At 51.3% G+C, this 16,814-nt stretch carries 14 protein-coding genes and 1 riboswitch; of the genes, 13 read left to right on the plus strand and 1 reads right to left on the minus strand.

The window, feature by feature from the left end; translation table 11 throughout:
* Positions 1 to 14 precede the first annotated feature (14 nt).
* Positions 15 to 776 (plus strand): MurR/RpiR family transcriptional regulator, encoded by a 762-nt coding sequence (locus AR543_RS05850; RefSeq protein WP_064505630.1) that lies wholly within the window; start codon positions 15 to 17, stop codon positions 774 to 776.
* 1 nt (position 777) lies between these two features.
* On the opposite strand, the gene AR543_RS05855 is transcribed toward AR543_RS05850, so the two are convergent.
* Positions 778 to 1,782, minus strand: a complete 1,005-nt coding sequence (locus AR543_RS05855) for a Gfo/Idh/MocA family protein (RefSeq protein ID WP_060532616.1) — start codon at positions 1,780 to 1,782, stop codon at positions 778 to 780.
* Between the two features lie 310 nt (positions 1,783 to 2,092).
* Between AR543_RS05855 and AR543_RS05860 the strand changes: the two genes are divergently transcribed.
* The 12 genes from AR543_RS05860 (at position 2,093) to purF (ending at position 16,617) form a co-directional block, all read left to right on the plus strand.
* On the plus strand, positions 2,093 to 2,794 hold the full coding sequence (locus AR543_RS05860) for an N-acetylmannosamine-6-phosphate 2-epimerase (RefSeq protein ID WP_174703728.1): 702 nt from the start codon (positions 2,093 to 2,095) through the stop codon (positions 2,792 to 2,794).
* Between the two features lie 230 nt (positions 2,795 to 3,024).
* Complete coding sequence (locus AR543_RS05865) at positions 3,025 to 5,229, plus strand: alpha-galactosidase (RefSeq protein WP_060532620.1); 2,205 nt, start codon at positions 3,025 to 3,027, stop codon at positions 5,227 to 5,229.
* 254 nt (positions 5,230 to 5,483) lie between these two features.
* On the plus strand, positions 5,484 to 5,783 hold the full coding sequence (locus tag AR543_RS05870) for a DUF1294 domain-containing protein (protein ID WP_060532622.1): 300 nt from the start codon (positions 5,484 to 5,486) through the stop codon (positions 5,781 to 5,783).
* A gap of 343 nt (positions 5,784 to 6,126) precedes the next feature.
* Positions 6,127 to 6,567: a universal stress protein gene (locus tag AR543_RS05875; protein WP_017814618.1), complete on the plus strand. Its 441-nt coding sequence runs from the start codon at positions 6,127 to 6,129 to the stop codon at positions 6,565 to 6,567.
* Between the two features lie 231 nt (positions 6,568 to 6,798).
* A riboswitch (purine riboswitch) is annotated at positions 6,799 to 6,900 on the plus strand.
* Positions 6,901 to 7,203: 303 nt separating this feature from the next.
* The gene (gene purE / locus AR543_RS05880; protein WP_060532624.1) at positions 7,204 to 7,701 is read left to right on the plus strand and encodes a 5-(carboxyamino)imidazole ribonucleotide mutase; all 498 of its coding nucleotides are present in this window, start codon (positions 7,204 to 7,206) and stop codon (positions 7,699 to 7,701) included.
* Positions 7,701 to 8,882, plus strand: coding sequence for a 5-(carboxyamino)imidazole ribonucleotide synthase (purK, locus tag AR543_RS05885; protein WP_082472319.1), 1,182 nt, complete (start codon positions 7,701 to 7,703; stop codon positions 8,880 to 8,882). Before purE ends, purK begins: the two co-directional genes overlap by 1 nt.
* A gap of 4 nt (positions 8,883 to 8,886) precedes the next feature.
* Positions 8,887 to 10,182: an adenylosuccinate lyase gene (gene purB / locus AR543_RS05890; RefSeq protein WP_060532628.1), complete on the plus strand. Its 1,296-nt coding sequence runs from the start codon at positions 8,887 to 8,889 to the stop codon at positions 10,180 to 10,182.
* Between the two features lie 132 nt (positions 10,183 to 10,314).
* On the plus strand, positions 10,315 to 11,208 hold the full coding sequence (locus AR543_RS05895; RefSeq protein WP_060532631.1) for a phosphoribosylaminoimidazolesuccinocarboxamide synthase: 894 nt from the start codon (positions 10,315 to 10,317) through the stop codon (positions 11,206 to 11,208).
* Between the two features lie 779 nt (positions 11,209 to 11,987).
* On the plus strand, positions 11,988 to 12,233 hold the full coding sequence (gene purS, locus AR543_RS05900; RefSeq protein ID WP_017814613.1) for a phosphoribosylformylglycinamidine synthase subunit PurS: 246 nt from the start codon (positions 11,988 to 11,990) through the stop codon (positions 12,231 to 12,233).
* Between the two features lie 4 nt (positions 12,234 to 12,237).
* A complete protein-coding gene (purQ, locus tag AR543_RS05905; RefSeq protein ID WP_060532632.1) occupies positions 12,238 to 12,927 on the plus strand; it encodes a phosphoribosylformylglycinamidine synthase subunit PurQ in 690 nt (229 codons plus the stop codon).
* Positions 12,905 to 15,154: a phosphoribosylformylglycinamidine synthase subunit PurL gene (gene purL, locus AR543_RS05910; RefSeq protein WP_060532634.1), complete on the plus strand. Its 2,250-nt coding sequence runs from the start codon at positions 12,905 to 12,907 to the stop codon at positions 15,152 to 15,154. The genes purQ and purL overlap by 23 nt, the downstream gene beginning before the upstream one ends.
* Entirely contained in the window at positions 15,139 to 16,617 is a 1,479-nt protein-coding gene (purF, locus tag AR543_RS05915; protein WP_060532636.1) for an amidophosphoribosyltransferase, read from the plus strand. The genes purL and purF overlap by 16 nt, the downstream gene beginning before the upstream one ends.
* The last annotated feature ends 197 nt before the right edge of the window (positions 16,618 to 16,814 follow it).

Here is a 16,814-nt window from a genome sequence, read left to right on the forward strand (position 1 = left end):
TATTGATAAAGAAAATGAAATATATGCAAAATCTGACTGTCCAGGAGAAGCATATTGTCGAGTATATTTTGCGTGATCCGCAGGTGGTATTTGATCATACTGCGCAGGAAATTGCCGGGCTGACGTTTACGAGTGCCTCGACAGTGGTCCGGCTGTGCAAAAAGCTGGGCGCGCAGGGATATCCCGATTTCCAGCTAAAACTGGCGCTGGATGATGAGATTCGGCAGCTATCCAGTAATCGCTTGGCAGCCAGGCAGCCATCCGGCTCACTGACCGATCATATGGAGTGGATCCCTGCGATCTACGATGAAGCACTGATCGAGACGCGGCGCAGAATTGACCTGGCTGTTCTTCAACCGGTGTGTGATTGGGTGCAGGAAGCCGTAAGAATCGATATCTATGGCAGCGAAAGCAATTATTATACCGCACAGCAAGCATGTGCGCGCTGGAATGAGATCGGCCGCAGTGCGATTGCCCATAACAGTGCCAATCATCATTATTTATCCAATCCGCATCTGGATGCATCCATATTGTCGTTTGTTATTTCCCATACCGGCCGTAATCCGGCGATGCTGGAAATTGCCCGTACGTTAAAAGAAAAAGGGCGCCGAATAGTTGCTTTAACCGGTGGTATGGATACACCGCTGGCACGATTATGTGACTACACGCTGCTGACGTATGCAGCACCTATCGGTCCGGCTTCCAAAATGTTCTCGGCGATATCCGCGCAATATTTGTTTGATGTACTGTTGGTGAGTAACTGGTCTACTCCATAAATCAGAAGCTGCTCAAAGGGTGATCCATAGTATCTGCTGCGAATACAATACCTGCATCCCGGCGGGCAGCTTCCAATGTCTGCATAACGGCATAACTGTGATCCAGCAGTTCATAGCAGCGCGAATAGTCACTGCTACGATAGATTTCTTCAAATACAGCCAGTTCGTAATACAGAGGATTATCGATAGTCTGCTCGTTATATTCCATCTGCTGCTCTCCCGTATGGATCAGAATCCGACGGCAGCCATTCGCGCCATGCTCAATATGGAAGTAACCATTCTCTCCCTGGATCAGCACAAAATTCATACCGTGTGTATCTTTGGCACCTACACATTCTGCTATATATTCATCGTAGGTGAGAACCAGCACGCCGGAGGTGTCGATTCCGCCGGAATGCTTGTTGGCGGTATAGCTGACCTGACGGGGAGAGCCGAAGAGATTCATCACGAGATGCAGGTTATAAATATTAATATCCATCAAGGCACCACCGGAAAAAGCCGGATTGAATACATTGGGCAAGCCGCCGCTTAGCAGTTCATTATATTTACGTGAATACTGGCTGTAATTACACTGGATCAGACGGATCGGGCCTAATCGGTCGATATTTTGCTTAATCCACTGGTAATTGGGCAGATGAATATTGGTAATCGCTTCGAATAAAAATAACTGCTGCTTCCGGGCTGTCCGGATCAGAATCTGCAGTTCGCGAGTGGTAGAAGTAAATGGTTTCTCGCAAATCACATGTTTGCCATGCTGCAAAGCCTGCAACGCATAATCAAAATGAAGACTGTTCGGCGATGCGATATAGATCCAGTCCACCTCGGGATCATGCAGCAGCTCATCGAGCACGGTATGGATGCGCGCAATGCCGTATTGTTGTGCAAGTGGTTCGGCAGTTGACTGTCTGCGGGATAGGATCGCGGTGCATGAAGCAGAGGGGATATGCTGCAACGCATCGAGAAAAGCATGGGCAATACTGCCGGTTCCAATGATTCCAATATTCATAGGTGGGATACTCCTGTCTTTTACATAATATAAGGACACTTTTTAGGTTACATTCTTTTTTACAGACTGCTTATAGTGGCGATTGAAATCACAGTACAAGCGAATCGGATAGAGCAGTAAGTGAATGTGGAGAGACGAATAATGTAGGTCATCATACCACTACCAATCGTTTGAAGAAATGATTGGTGGATAGATTGGTTGGCCATTTCATAAAACGTCGAGTAACCTGCTCCAGTCCTGAAATTGAATTTTAAAAATAGGTCATGGATAATAGAATATACAATATATGTAAGAGAGAGGGATGGTTATAATGACACTCGATTCACTGGGACTGCAAGGCAAACTGATCGTATCCTGTCAGGCACTGGAGCATGAGCCGCTATACAGCTCTTTTATTATGGGGAGAATGGCACTCGCTGCCCAGCAGGGAGGAGCAGCCGGTATCCGCGCCAATACCGCAGAGGATATTAACGAAATTCGGCAGCAGGTTCAGCTACCGGTGATTGGGATTGTGAAGCGCAATTATGGAGAGCATCCGGTATTTATTACGCCTACGCTCAAGGAAGTGGCCGAGCTGGCGGCAACCGGCTGTGAGATTGTCGCGCTGGATGCAACGGATCGGCCGAGACCGGATGGGATGAGTCTGAGTGAACTGGTCCGGCAGATTCGGCAGCAGTATCCACAGCTGCTACTCATGGCGGATGTATCGACGGTCGAGGAGGGGCTGGAAGCGCAGCGACTTGGATTCGATCTGGTATCGGCGACATTGGTCGGCTACACGGAGCAGACAAAAGGGCAGAAACTATACGAAAACGATTTTGCCATTTTAAAAGAAATGCTGCGACAGATTACGGCACCTATCGTAGCCGAAGGGAATATTCTGACGCCGGAAATGGCAGCGCGCTGTCTGGAACTGGGCGTGTATAGTGTAGTGGTCGGCGGAGCGATTACACGGCCGCAGCAGATTACGGAGCGGTTTATCGAGCAGATGAAGCAGCGGATGCAGGGATAAGGTTGAGCACGTGAAGCTTCCTTTTGATCTTCCACTCATAGGGTATACGTTGTCTGGCTATCAAGCAGACAGCTGAGGCTGTACATATCGTGCCATCATTTGCTTGCATCATGCCATGTGCCTGCAAGCGGATACAGGATAAGATAAGAATGTGATACGCATACGTATGTAGCGGATCAAAGCGAATCTACAGTCCGCCCCTTCAGGTGGAATGATCAGGAGGAACCAATATGTCCATTTTCTATGATGAAAAACAAGCAACCTTTCATTTGCAAACGTCTTCAACAAGTTATGTGATCCAATTAATCCATGGACGCCATCTGGCGCATTTATACTGGGGGCCTGCACTGCGGCACTCCACGGTAGGCAGTTTGCTGCGCAGAATCGAACGCGCTTCTTTTAGCCCGAACTATCATGATGAGGATCGTACTTTTTCCTTTGACACACTGCCGCAGGAATATCCGGGGTACGGACGCGGAGACTACCGAGAGCCTGCTTTTGAAGTAATGCTGCCCAACGGCTCCAGTGTAAACGATCTGCATTATGTGAGCCACCGTATAACGGCGGGCAAGCCTGCACTGGAAGGACTGCCGGCTACTTATGTGGAGCAGGATAGCGAAGCAGATACACTGGAGATTACGCTGCGCGACGAACTGACCGGTCTGGAAGCGATCGTACAGTACTCTGTATTCGGCGAATTGAATGCGATTACCCGTGCAGTCCGTCTGCATAATCAGGGTAGCGAGCCGGTATCGATCCGGCGCGCGCTAAGCAGTAGCGTGGATTTCCATCAGGATCAGTATGAGATGATGCATTTGTCCGGCGCATGGGTGCGTGAGCGTCACGTACATTATCGTCCGCTCACACCGGGATTGCAGCGTGTGGAGAGCAAGCGCGGCTCCAGCAGCCACCAGCATAATCCGTTTATCGCTCTTCTGGAAAAAGGAGCAACCGAGGATCATGGTCAGGTATACGGGATGAGCCTGGTCTACAGCGGTAACTTTATCGCTCAGGTTGAGGTGGATCAATTCCGTACGACCCGGATGCAGGTGGGATTGTCTCCGTTTGACTTTGAATGGAAACTGGAAGCAGGCGAGACGTTCCAAACGCCGGAAGCAGTGCTGGTTCATTCCGCCAACGGGCTGGGCGGCATGTCGCGTACATACCACAAGCTCTATCGTACACATCTGAGCCGTGGTACACATCGTGACCAGGTGCGTCCGATTCTGATCAATAACTGGGAAGCGACGTATTTTGATTTTGATGCACCCAAAATCAAACGTATTGCTGCAGCCGGACAGGAACTGGGTATTGAGCTGTTCGTGCTGGATGACGGCTGGTTCGGGCATCGGGATAATGACCGGTCTTCTCTGGGAGACTGGGTAGAGGACCGCCGCAAGCTGCCGGAAGGTCTGGGCAAGCTGGCACAGGAAATTGTGGATACGGGCATGCAGTTCGGATTGTGGTTCGAGCCGGAAATGGTATCACCGGACAGCGATCTGTACCGCAAGCATCCTGACTGGTGTCTGCACGTACCGGATCGCAGCCGCTCCATGGGGCGTCAGCAATTGATTCTCGATCTGTCCCGTCAGGACGTATGTGATTATATCGTGGAATCAGTCAGCAGTGTGCTCGCATCGGCTCCGATCACCTATGTAAAATGGGATATGAACCGCAATATGTCCGAGATCGGCTCGGCATTGCTGCCGGCAGAACGGCAGCGGGAAACAGCGCACCGCTATATGCTGGGCTTGTACAATGTACTGGAGCGCATTACATCGGCGTTCCCGGATGTGCTGTTCGAGAGCTGTTCCGGTGGCGGCGGACGTTTTGACCCGGGGATGCTCTATTATATGCCGCAGACATGGACCAGTGATGACACCGATGCAGTGGAGCGTTTGAAAATTCAGTACGGTACCAGTATGGTCTATCCGGCGAGCTCGATGGGTTCCCATGTATCGGCTGTACCGAACCATCAGGTGGGACGGATCACTTCCTTTGCTACACGCGGTCATGTGGCGATGTCCGGCAACTTTGGCTATGAGCTGGATCTGACGAGTCTGACCGAGGAAGAGAAGCAGGAAGTGCGCGAGCAGGTGACCCAGTACAAGCAGCTGCGCGGATTAATCCAGTTTGGCGAATTCTATCGTCTGCTCAGTCCGTTTGAAGGCAATTATACGGCATGGATGTTCGTCTCGGAAGATCAGCAGGAGGCATTTGGCGGCTACTTCCAGGTACTGAGCGAGCCGAATCCACCACTGCGCCGCCTAAGACTCAGAGGACTGAATCCGGAAAGTCGTTACCGTATGAGTGTAAATGGCATTGAAGAAGAACAAGTGTATTACGGAGATGAGCTGATGTATCACGGCATCGCGCTGATCGAGAAATATGAAGATTTCCAGAGTACATTGTTTACTTTTAAATCGGTGCAATAAAAGAAACAATCCGCGCTCAGATCAGCATTATCTACGCTGATCTACTCGCTGTTCTGCCATGCGATTTATATTGGCTCTGGGCGTAGGCGTTTAGGCGAGCATGGGCTCTGGAATTACGATCTACGGTAACACTCCTCGCCGAGTATGATTTGTTGTCAGGCGATCTGAACGGTATACTGTGAATAGCTCTCTTGCCGGCTGCCGCAGAAGCACAAGAGGCTCTACAACCTGACAGATAGATGAGGAGAACAGACATGACGAGATCGATAACGCCAGAGTCGCTGCTGTGGATATGGCTGCTGGTCATTAATTGTATAGCGTATATTACGATGAGCATCGACAAGAGCCGGGCCGAACGCCGACGTACCCGGCATCGGATTCCGGAGAAGAACCTGTTCTGGCTGGCAGCTATTGGCGGGGCGCTTGGGATCTGGGTATCGATGTATACACGCAGACACAAGACCAAGCACCGTTCCTTTGTGGTCGGTATTCCGCTGCTGCTGGTGCTGAATATATTGGTATACGGGTACATTTTCTATCGCTGGTTTAGCTGATGATCCATGATACGACAGCTCTGCTGCTATCCAAACCATAATCAAGGGTCTGGCTGTATAGCCGGGCCTTTGGTTTCATTATGGAAGCTATTCGGGTAATTTATACGTGTAAGCGTCTGTATTTATTTCTGGTAAATACGCTAGACGATAGTAAAACATCTTGGCAGGGCAGCCCTGATCAGTGAAATGTGCATGATTATATGTAATAAGTGATATAATGAGCATGTGCCGCACACTGCTGTTAGAGCTGCTGAAGATATACATACCGCATGCTGCCAGCTATTGTACGACATATGCAGCCTGCGGGCGCATATAGTCATAGAAAAAAAGGGAGGGGAATACTATGTTATTCTCAAATATTCTGCTTGCGTACGATGGTTCCAAAGCATCCAACAAAGCGCTCAACCGTGCTGTTGAGCTAGCCAAAGCCAATCCGGAAGCGCATATTGATGCGATTCACGTATTTGATTTCCCACGTTACTTTATGGGAGAAGGAATCGTACCGGTTCCAACTACTTCGAATGAAGAACTGTACGAAATGGCTATGCAGACTGCCAAGGAAGCGAAGCGCCGTCTGGAAGAGTCCGGTATTCCGAACAAGTTCGATGTCGAGATGATCCAGGGTAACGCTGCACAGAGCGTGCTGGACTTTGCCGCATCCCATAACTCGGACGTGATCGTTATCGGCAGCCGCGGACTGGGCAGTATTCGTGAATTTGTACTCGGCAGTGTCAGCCATAACGTGGTACAGCATGCCCAGATTCCGGTACTGATCGTAAAATAAGGGATATAAAGCACTATAATTGAAGATCATACTCAAGACGCACGATTCTTCTCTTCGGATTCATGAAGAGTAAGGAAAGTGCGTCTTTGGTTATTTAGACAGCAACCGAACCTGAAAAGTCTATTAAATTAATAAAAATACGAACGATCGATTATGTGAAGTAATGAACGTTCGCCTTTTAAGTTGACATGGTATGTAGGTGGTTGGTACACTGTGTAATGTAGCTTAGAGCGATGCAACAATTGAATGACTCGTATAAAACCGGGAATACGGCCCGGAAGTTTCTACCCGGAAACCGTAAATTTCCGGACTACGAGGGTGAACAGCGAATGGCAGTCCTAATCATATATTGGTACGAACAAATGCAGCCAGCCTACTCTCCTACAGAGTCGGCAGTAGCGTTGTGTAAGACCGATAGATATGAATAGTGGAGCAGATGCCGCTGCACCCGGTACGTCCGGAAATCCTGGAGATAGCGATTATTTCTGATCAGGGTTTGCGGATTTTTTTATGACTATTCCGGGGAATGCGCTTCATACTGTGAGAACATGATGCTGTTATGCTCTACATAGCAGAATCTTACCATATCGCTGCCTATGCGGTGGCAATCCATAATTACAGAAAGTAGGTTATCACATGTCAGTACAGGTCGCTGTCGTTATGGGCAGCAAGTCAGACTGGGAAACAATGCAGCACGCCTGCCAGATGCTGGAGGAGCTGGAGATTGCTTATGAGAAAAAAGTGGTCTCGGCGCATCGTACGCCTGATTTGATGTTTGAGTTTGCCGAGCAGGCTTCAGCACGCGGGATCAAGGTTATCATCGCCGGAGCCGGTGGTGCAGCTCATCTGCCAGGAATGATTGCTGCCAAAACGCTGCTGCCCGTTATTGGCGTGCCGGTCAAGTCGGCTGCGCTGAATGGACTGGATTCGCTGCTGTCGATCGTACAGATGCCGGGTGGTATCCCGGTCGCGACAGTCGCTATCGGCAAAGCAGGTGCGACGAATGCAGGACTGCTCGCTGCCCAGATCCTCGGTGCCTTTGACCCTGAAGTGATGCAGCGTGTGGAAGCGCGCCGTGAACGGATCAAGCAGGAAGTACTGGAATCGAGTGATACTCTGGGAGTGGAACAATGATGGAGCATAATCACAATCGTCCTCAAGCAGGCAAAGTTATTGCTCCCGGCGCAACAGTAGGTATTCTCGGCGGCGGACAGCTGGGACGAATGATGGTACTGCAGGGCGCACCGCTCGGGTACCGGTTTATTACCCTTGATCCGGCTCCGGATTCACCTTGTGGTCAGGTCAGCCGGCAGATTACCGCAGCCTATGATGATGTAGAAGCCGCGCGCAGACTGGCGGAGCAGGCAGATGTGATTACGTATGAATTTGAAAATGTGGACGCAGGTGTCGCAGCGCTATTGGCCGAGCAATCCTACGTACCCCAGGGCAGTCATCTGCTGTATACGACCCAGCATCGACTGCGGGAAAAGCGGGCGATCGAAGCGGCAGGAGCGACAGTGGCTCCCTATGCGGAAGTGACCAGCGCAGCAGAAACACTGGCTGCCGTCCAAAAGTTCGGCACACCATGCGTCCTGAAAACAGCGACCGGTGGCTACGATGGCAAAGGACAGTTCGTAATCCGTACGGAAGAGCAGGCGATACAGGCTTATGAAGAACTAAGTGCAGCCGGTACGGAGCTGGTGGTAGAGCAGTTTATTCATTTCCAGTGTGAACTGTCCGTGATTGCTGCTCGCAGCACACAGGGCGAGATTACGACTTTTCCGGTAGCGGAAAATATTCACGTCGATAATATCCTGCATCTGTCGATCGTACCTGCCCGTGTACCAGAAGACGTGCAGCGCAGAGCGGAACAGATGGCAGCGGATATCGCCGAATCGATGAACGCGGTCGGCCTACTCGCGGTAGAGTTATTCTGTACAGCAGATGGACAGCTGTATGTGAACGAGCTGGCTCCGCGTCCGCACAACTCCGGACATTATACGATGGAAGCCTGCGCCACCTCGCAGTTCGAGCAGCATGTACGGGCCATCTGCGGACTGCCGCTTGGCAGTACGGCGCTGCGTACGCCTGTAGTGATGGTCAATATACTGGGAGAACATATTCCGGATGTGGTAGAGCGGATGGTGTCGACCGATGCAGCAGCAGAGCAGCTGAACGTCGTACCGAAGTACCATTTATATGGGAAAGAAGAAGCCAAGCACAAGCGCAAGATGGGACATATCAATGTGCTGTGTCATAATATAGAAGATGCTCTGGCATGGATCAACCAAACGAACATATGGAGGAATAAATAAACTTATGATTGAACGTTACAGCAGACCGGAAATGCGAAATATCTGGAGTGAGGAAAATAAATTCAAAGCCTGGCTCGAAGTGGAAATTTGTGCCTGTGAAGCATGGGCAGAACTCGGCGTAATTCCGCAGGAAGATGTGGACAAGCTGCGCGCCAATGCCACTTTTGACATGGATCGTATTTATGAAATCGAGCAGGAAACGCGCCATGATGTGATTGCCTTTACCCGTGCGGTATCCGAAAGTCTGGGTGAAGAGCGCAAATGGGTTCACTACGGACTGACATCCACGGATGTAGTCGATACGGCACTTGGCTATCTACTGCGTCAGGCAAACGAAATCCTGGAGCGCGATATTATCAACTTTATCGATATTCTGAAAGAAAAAGCACTGGCTTACAAAAATACGCCGATGATGGGACGTACGCATGGTGTACACGCCGAACCGACTACGTTTGGCCTGAAAATGGCACTGTGGCATGAGGAAATGAAGCGTAACCTGGAGCGTTTCCGCCATGCGGCAGACGGTGTACAATACGGCAAAATGTCCGGTGCAGTCGGTACGTATGCGAATATTGATCCGCGCGTCGAAGAAATTGTCTGCGCCAAGCTGGGCACCAAACCGGCTCCGATCTCGACCCAGACCCTGCAGCGTGATCGTCATGCTGAATACATGGCTTCCCTTGCTCTGGTGGCTACATCGCTCGACAAATTTGCGACCGAAGTACGCGCACTGCAAAAGAGTGAGTTCCGCGAAGTAGAAGAAGCCTTTGCCAAAGGTCAAAAAGGTTCATCGGCAATGCCGCACAAGCGCAATCCGATCGGCAGCGAGAATATCTCGGGTCTGTCCCGCGTGATCCGTGGTCATATGCTGACCGCGTATGAGAATGTAACCCTGTGGCATGAGCGTGATATCTCGCACTCCTCTGCGGAACGTGTCATTCTGCCGGATGCGACAATGCTGCTGAACTACATGCTGAACCGCTTTGGCAATATTATCAAGAACCTGACGGTCTTCCCGGAAAATATGCAGCGTAATATGCAGCGTACGTATGGCGTACCGTTCTCCGGTCGCATCATGACCAAGCTGATCGACAAAGGACTGAGCCGCGAGCAGGCTTACGATACTGTACAACCGCGCGCGATGCAGGCATGGGAAGAGCAGCGTTCTTTCCAGGATATCGTGCAGGAGACTACAGAGATTACCGATCTGCTGAACAAAGAAGAGATCGAAGATGCGTTCAATCCGGCATGGCATCTGAAGCATGTGGATACTATTTTCAAAAAGCTGGGTCTGGATTGATTGAACTGGCGACTGGCTTGAATAACTAACTGTAGCTATAGGTAGCCTCAGACGGCTGGGCGGCTGAATAGGAGCTGACCGCAGCCCTGAGCGCTATATTCCAAGTTGAGATAAAGGGAGAGGGAACGCAAGATGACAGCACAGGCATTATCCACGGCAGCCGATCTGATCGACGCGCCACTGATCTACAAAGGCAAGGTACGCGAGCTGTACGATCTGGGTGAACATTATCTGATCGTCGTCACCGACCGGATATCGGCATTTGACTATGTACTGGACCCGCCGGTTCCGCACAAGGGAGAAGTACTCAATCGTCTGAGCGCCTACTGGTTCGGCGAGACCAGGCATCTGATCGATAATCATGTGTTACATATCGATGTGGATCAGCTGGGCGATATCGTTCGCGATCGTGAGGCGCTGCGCAACCGGATTATGGTTACCCGCAAAGCCGAGCGTATCGATATGGAATGTGTCGTTCGCGGTTATATCACCGGCGGTGGCTGGCGTCAGTATCAGGAGACCGGCGAAGTCAACGGTATCCGGCTGCCGGAAGGCCTGCGCAAAAATGGCGTTTTCCCAAATCCTTTGTTCACTCCGGCAGCCAAAAATGATGTCGGTCACGACGAAGATATTTCTTTTGACGAAATGAAAAGCCGCGTCGGTGCCGAACTGGCCGAGCAGCTGAAGCAAAAAAGTATCGAGTTGTATGAATTCGCTCGTCACGCCTGCGATCAGCATGGCATTATCCTGGCAGACTGCAAATTCGAATTCGGTCTGATCGATGGCAAGCTGATCCTGATCGACGAGATCTTCACACCGGATTCTTCCCGTTTCTGGGCCAAAGATAATTACGCACTGGATATCGAGATCGACAGCATGGACAAAGAGCCGGTTCGCACGTATCTGGCCAACACCGACTGGGACAAAAACAGCCAACCGGAGCCGTTGCCAGAAACCGTTGTGCAGGCGACCTCCGAGCGTTATCTGGCGATCTACGAGAAGCTGACTGGTTCGAAGCTGGTGTAATTGCTGAAATTGGCTGTGGTGGAGCAGGTTGATAGACAGCAATTTGTATGGTTGATATCCGCTGCTCAGGGATGGGCAAAGTAGCAGCATAGTTGTTGGTCATTACACCGCTGCGGAGAAGGAATAGGCCTGCGATCGCCCGGTTGAAATCAGGGGCCTTCCAAATGGTAGACCCGTGTAGCGGAAGGCCCCTGATTTCAAAAAGCGATCTCCGGCCTATCTCCTTCTCCTTCGCTCCGGTGCTTTTTAGTCAAGTTGGTGCAGACTACGGATGATTACATCATGCCGCCCATTCCACCCGCTGAAATACGGTGCTTCCTTGGAAACGTCAGTATCTCAATGCTGAGAATTTAAATTATTCCTTACGATATACAAGCACGACTATTGCTATCGGTGAGCATCGTCATCTATAGACAAGCAATATGTACCGTATTCTTATGCAGTTCATGGTTCCTAAACAATCTAGAACAAACGGTCAGGCTGCTCATCCGCCGAGCGGAGGGAACGGAATCGTTCCGAAAGGAGCCTTTATGATCGGATATTGTCCGCAGCAAGCGGACGTTCAAAAATATCCGAATCATAACAGCGACTGCAGGAATGATCCGTACCCGCAGCGCTGTCTCTAAACAGTATCTGCCTTTTCATTTATAAAAGAAACACTATTCAAGAACGTCAAAGCGCCAAAGCCTGCAATCTGCAGCATGCTCAGCAAAGCAATACCACGCAATACCGTATTCACTCATTCAAGCATCATCATCCCAAGGAGGAACGAGAAGATTATGATCAAAGCGACAGTCTACGTTACCATCAAAGAAAGCGTGCTTGACCCACAGGGAGCTACTGTACAGGGCGCGCTGCATTCTCTTGGATTTAATGAAGTGGAAAGTGTACGTATCGGTAAATACATGGAGATCCAATTGGACACGGACAACCGTGACGAAGCGGAGGAACGCCTGAAAGTGATGTGCGAGAAGCTGCTTGCGAACACCGTCGTTGAAAACTACCGATTCGAACTGGAGGGTTAATTCCATGAAATTTGCGGTACTGGTATTCCCGGGTTCCAACTGTGATATCGACTGCTTCAAGGCAGTGGAAGAGACGATTGGCGAACCGGTTGATTATGTGTGGCATACGGCGACAGACCTGTCGGCTTATGATTGTATCTTGGTTCCTGGCGGATTCTCTTACGGCGATTACCTGCGTTGCGGTGCTATTTCGCAGTTCGCACCGGTGATGGCAGAAGTAGCCAAAGCGGCAGAACAGGGCAAATACGTACTGGGCATCTGCAATGGTTTCCAGATTCTGACCGAAGCACGCCTGCTGCCAGGCGCACTGCTGCGCAACGGATCGATGAAGTTCCGCTGTCATGATGTGGTACTGACTGTAACGAATAACCAAACGCCATTCACGCTCGATTATGAGCAGGGTGAAGAGATTGTTATCCCGATTGCTCACGGCGAAGGCAACTACTACTGCGACGAAGCAACACTGGAGCAGATGAAAGCCAATAATCAAATCGTATTCCAGTATGGCGACAATCCAAACGGCTCCCTGCATGATATCGCAGGTATTAGTAATGAGCGCGGTAATGTAGTCGGCATGATGCCGCATCCGGAGCGCGCGGTCAATGAACTGCTCGGCTCGACAGACGGCAAGAAAATGTTCACATCTATTTTAAAAGCCTGGAGGGATCAACATGACGCAGCAAACATCCGTTAAGGAACCGACGGCGGAGCAAGTCGCAGACCAGCAGTTATACAAACAAATGGGTGTATCCGACACCGAGTTTGATTTGATCTGCGGTTTCCTCGGACGTAAACCGAACTACACGGAAATCGGCGTATTCAGTGTAATGTGGTCGGAACATTGCGCGTACAAAAACTCCAAGCCGCTGCTCAGACGTTTCCCGACCGATGGCCCGCGTGTCCTGATGGGACCGGGCGAAGGTGCAGGAATCGTGGATATCGGCGACAACCAGGCTGTTGTATTCAAGATTGAAAGTCATAACCATCCATCCGCAGTCGAACCTTATCAGGGTGCAGCGACAGGCGTAGGCGGCATTATCCGGGATATCTTCTCCATGGGTGCGCGTCCGATCGCTTCTCTGAATTCCCTGCGTTTTGGCAAGCTGGAGAGCGACCGGGTCAAATACCTGTTCGAGCATGTGGTAGGCGGTATCGCCGGTTACGGCAACTGTATCGGCATCCCAACGGTAGGCGGCGAAGTGATGTTCGACGAGAGCTACGAAGGCAATCCGCTCGTCAACGCGATGTGTGTTGGTCTGATCGATCATGACAAAATCCAGCGCGGCGTAGCCAAAGGGGTAGGTAACCCGGTCTTTTATGTAGGCCCTCCAACCGGTCGTGACGGTATCCACGGAGCAACCTTTGCTTCCGAAGAGCTGACCGAGGAATCCGAAGCGCGCAAGACAGCAGTACAGGTCGGCGATCCTTTTATGGAGAAGCTGGTTATGGAATCCTGTCTGGAACTGATCGACTCCGGCATCGTGCTTGGTATTCAGGATATGGGTGCAGCCGGTCTGACCTGCTCCAGCGCCGAAATGGCGAGCAAGGCGGGCAATGGCCTGGAACTGTATCTGGATCAGGTGCCGCAGCGTGAAGACGGTATGACTCCTTATGAAATGATGCTGTCCGAATCCCAGGAACGTATGCTGTTCGTCGTAGAACCCAAAGACGAAGCGCAGGCGATGGAGATTTTCGAACGTTGGGGCGTAATCTGCGCCAAGGTTGGTAAAGTTACCGATGACGGTCGTCTCAAGCTGTATCACCATGGCGAAGTAGTCGGCGATATGCCGGTACATGCGCTGGTAGATGAGTGTCCGGTCTATAATAAGCCTTCTTCGGTTCCGGCTTATTATGAGCAAATGGCCCATATCGATACAGCTGCTTATAACGAAATCACGGATCTGGGCGGTGCGCTCAAGTCTGTACTCGCTTCTCCGACGGTAGCGAGCAAGGCATGGGTGTATGACCAGTATGATTATATGGTGCGTACGAGCACGGCAGTTCGTCCGGGATCGGATGCAGCGGTAGTACTCGTCAATGGCACACGCAAAGCACTTGCGATGACAACAGACTGCAACTCCCGCTTTGTCTATCTCGATCCGGAAGTGGGCGGCAAAATTGCTGTCAGCGAAGCAGCACGTAATATTGTCTGCTCCGGTGCCGAGCCGCTGGCCATTACGGATAACCTGAACTTTGGCAGCCCGGAGAAACCAGAGATTTTCTGGCAAATGGAACAATCCGTTGACGGTATGGCAACAGCCTGCCGGGCACTGGAAACGCCGGTTATCGGCGGTAATGTCAGCCTTTATAATGAAAATACACGTGGTGCCATCTATCCGACACCAGTAGTGGGTATGGTCGGTCTGGTGCATGATACAGATCATATTACGACGCAAGGCTTTAAGCAGGATGGCGATGTGATCTTCCTGCTGGGTGAGACCAAGGCAGAGCTGGGCGGCAGCGAATTCCAGTACATCGTACATGGCAAGACCGAGGGCCGTCCGCCAGCACTCGATCTGGTCATTGAGAAGCAATTGCTGGATGGTGTACTGAGTTCGATCCAGAGTGGTCTGGTACAGTCTGCACATGACCTGTCCGAAGGCGGTCTGGCAGTAGCACTGGCTGAATCCTGCATCAGCGGCAAGCTGGGCGCAGAGATTACGCTGGAAAGCGGCGGCCTGCGCAATGACCATCTGCTGTTCAGTGAAAGTCAATCCCGTATCCTCTTGTCCGCATCTGCGGCACAGGCGGATGCACTGGCAAGCAAACTGGCCGAGCAGGGTGTACCTGCCCGCCGCATCGGTAAAGTAACATCGGCAGCACAACTACAAATCACAGTGGACGGCAAACAAGTCCTGGCGGAAGAGGTAAGCAGTCTGCGCCAGGTCTGGGAGGATGCGATTCCATGTCTGATGAATTAAATAATCAGCCGCTCTGGACCGGCGACTACTATAATCAGGGAACCGGTCCGAACGATATTTTTGATACATTAAAAGAGGAATGCGGCGTCTTCGGTGTCTACGGACACTCGGGGGCCGCGTCCCTTTCTTATTATGGTCTGCATGCGCTTCAGCACCGTGGTGAAGAAAGCTGCGGGATCTGTGTCAGCGACCATACCGAATTCCATTATCACCGCGGTATGGGACTGGTCAAGGAAGTATTCGATAAAGAGACAATGGCTACGTTGACCGGCGATATCTCGATCGGTCATGTACGCTACTCGACCAGCGGCAGCAGCCATCTGGGCAATGCCCAGCCGCTCGTTTTCCGTTATCGTGCAGGCGAACTGGCACTGGCGACCAACGGCAACATCGTCAATGCACCGCAGATCCGGCGCGAGCTGGAGGAGATGGGTTCCATTTTCCAGACAACCAGTGATACGGAAGTGCTGGCGCATCTGATCGCCCGTTCATCGAAGCCACTGGTGGAAGCAGCCAAAGAGGCGTTCCGCCGGATTGTGGGCGGATTTGCCTTTATGATCATGACGAATGAGCAGTTGATCGTAGCTAGTGATCCGAATGGACTGCGTCCGCTGACGATGGGCAGACTGGGTGATGCATATATTTTCACCTCGGAGACCTGTGCGCTGGAGACGATTGGTGCAGAGATTGTCCGTGATGTGAAGCCCGGTGAACTGCTGGTACTGGATCAGAACGGACTGCATGAAGATTTCTACACCGAGCCGCAGCGCAAAGCGCTCTGCTCGATGGAATATATTTATTTTGCCCGCCCGGATAGCGATATGAACGGTGCGAATTTGCATTCGGCACGCAAACGGATGGGCTCGATGATGGCTCGTGAATCCTTTATTGATGCAGACCTGGTGACCGGTGTACCGGATTCCAGTATTTCGGCAGCGATCGGTTACGCCGAGCAGACGGGCATTCCTTATGAGCTGGGCATGATCAAAAACAAATACACTGGCCGTACCTTTATCCAGCCGAGTCAGGAACTGCGCGAGCAGGGTGTCAAAATGAAGCTGAGCGCGGTGCGCCGCGTCGTCGAAGGCAAACGTGTCGTCATGATCGATGATTCCATTGTGCGAGGAACAACCTCCCGCCGGATCGTGAATATGCTGCGTGATGCCGGAGCGATCGAAGTGCATGTACGGATTACTTCGCCTCCTTTCAAAAATCCATGCTTCTACGGGATTGATACTCCGGATCGTCGTGATCTGATTGCTTCGTCCAAGACAGTGGAGGAGATCCGACAGGAAATTAATGCGGATTCACTCGCTTTTCTCAGCCGGGAAGGATTGATTGAAGCCGTTGGTGGAGACAACAAGGACGATTATAAAGGCGGCATGTGTATGGCCTGCTTTGACAACGATTATCCCACCCAGACCGATTTCGGCGGCGAAGAACAATTCGGCTGCGGGTGCTGAACTGCGCCAGGTTTCGGAACGATGGATGGCGGTGAGAGGGTCCGCTGCGGGGAAGGAATAGGCCTGCGATCGCCCGGTTGAAATAGGGGGCCTTTGAATAGGTAGACCCGTGTAGAGGAAGGCCCCCGATTTCAAAAGGCGATCTCCGGTCTATTTCCTTCCCCTCCGCTCCGCACTCCCCGCCCCATGTTCCTGAG

Source organism: Paenibacillus bovis (genome assembly GCF_001421015.2).
In the GTDB taxonomy this organism is placed as follows: Bacteria; Bacillota; Bacilli; order Paenibacillales; family Paenibacillaceae; genus Saccharibacillus; species Saccharibacillus bovis.

What these genes read in the sequence shown, in the direction of transcription:
- AR543_RS05865 (WP_060532620.1), top strand. Translation starts at nt 3,025, where the DNA reads ATGTCCATTTTCTATGATGAAAAACAAGCAACCTTTCATTTGCAAACG.
- AR543_RS05850 (WP_064505630.1), top strand. Translation starts at nt 15, where the DNA reads ATGAAATATATGCAAAATCTGACTGTCCAGGAGAAGCATATTGTCGAG.
- AR543_RS05855 (WP_060532616.1), bottom strand. Translation starts at nt 1,782, where the DNA reads ATGAATATTGGAATCATTGGAACCGGCAGTATTGCCCATGCTTTTCTC.
- AR543_RS05895 (WP_060532631.1), top strand. Translation starts at nt 10,315, where the DNA reads ATGACAGCACAGGCATTATCCACGGCAGCCGATCTGATCGACGCGCCA.
- purE (WP_060532624.1), top strand. Translation starts at nt 7,204, where the DNA reads ATGTCAGTACAGGTCGCTGTCGTTATGGGCAGCAAGTCAGACTGGGAA.
- purF (WP_060532636.1), top strand. Translation starts at nt 15,139, where the DNA reads ATGTCTGATGAATTAAATAATCAGCCGCTCTGGACCGGCGACTACTAT.
- purS (WP_017814613.1), top strand. Translation starts at nt 11,988, where the DNA reads ATGATCAAAGCGACAGTCTACGTTACCATCAAAGAAAGCGTGCTTGAC.
- purL (WP_060532634.1), top strand. Translation starts at nt 12,905, where the DNA reads ATGACGCAGCAAACATCCGTTAAGGAACCGACGGCGGAGCAAGTCGCA.
- purK (WP_082472319.1), top strand. Translation starts at nt 7,701, where the DNA reads ATGGAGCATAATCACAATCGTCCTCAAGCAGGCAAAGTTATTGCTCCC.
- AR543_RS05875 (WP_017814618.1), top strand. Translation starts at nt 6,127, where the DNA reads ATGTTATTCTCAAATATTCTGCTTGCGTACGATGGTTCCAAAGCATCC.
- AR543_RS05860 (WP_174703728.1), top strand. Translation starts at nt 2,093, where the DNA reads ATGACACTCGATTCACTGGGACTGCAAGGCAAACTGATCGTATCCTGT.
- purB (WP_060532628.1), top strand. Translation starts at nt 8,887, where the DNA reads ATGATTGAACGTTACAGCAGACCGGAAATGCGAAATATCTGGAGTGAG.
- purQ (WP_060532632.1), top strand. Translation starts at nt 12,238, where the DNA reads ATGAAATTTGCGGTACTGGTATTCCCGGGTTCCAACTGTGATATCGAC.
- AR543_RS05870 (WP_060532622.1), top strand. Translation starts at nt 5,484, where the DNA reads ATGACGAGATCGATAACGCCAGAGTCGCTGCTGTGGATATGGCTGCTG.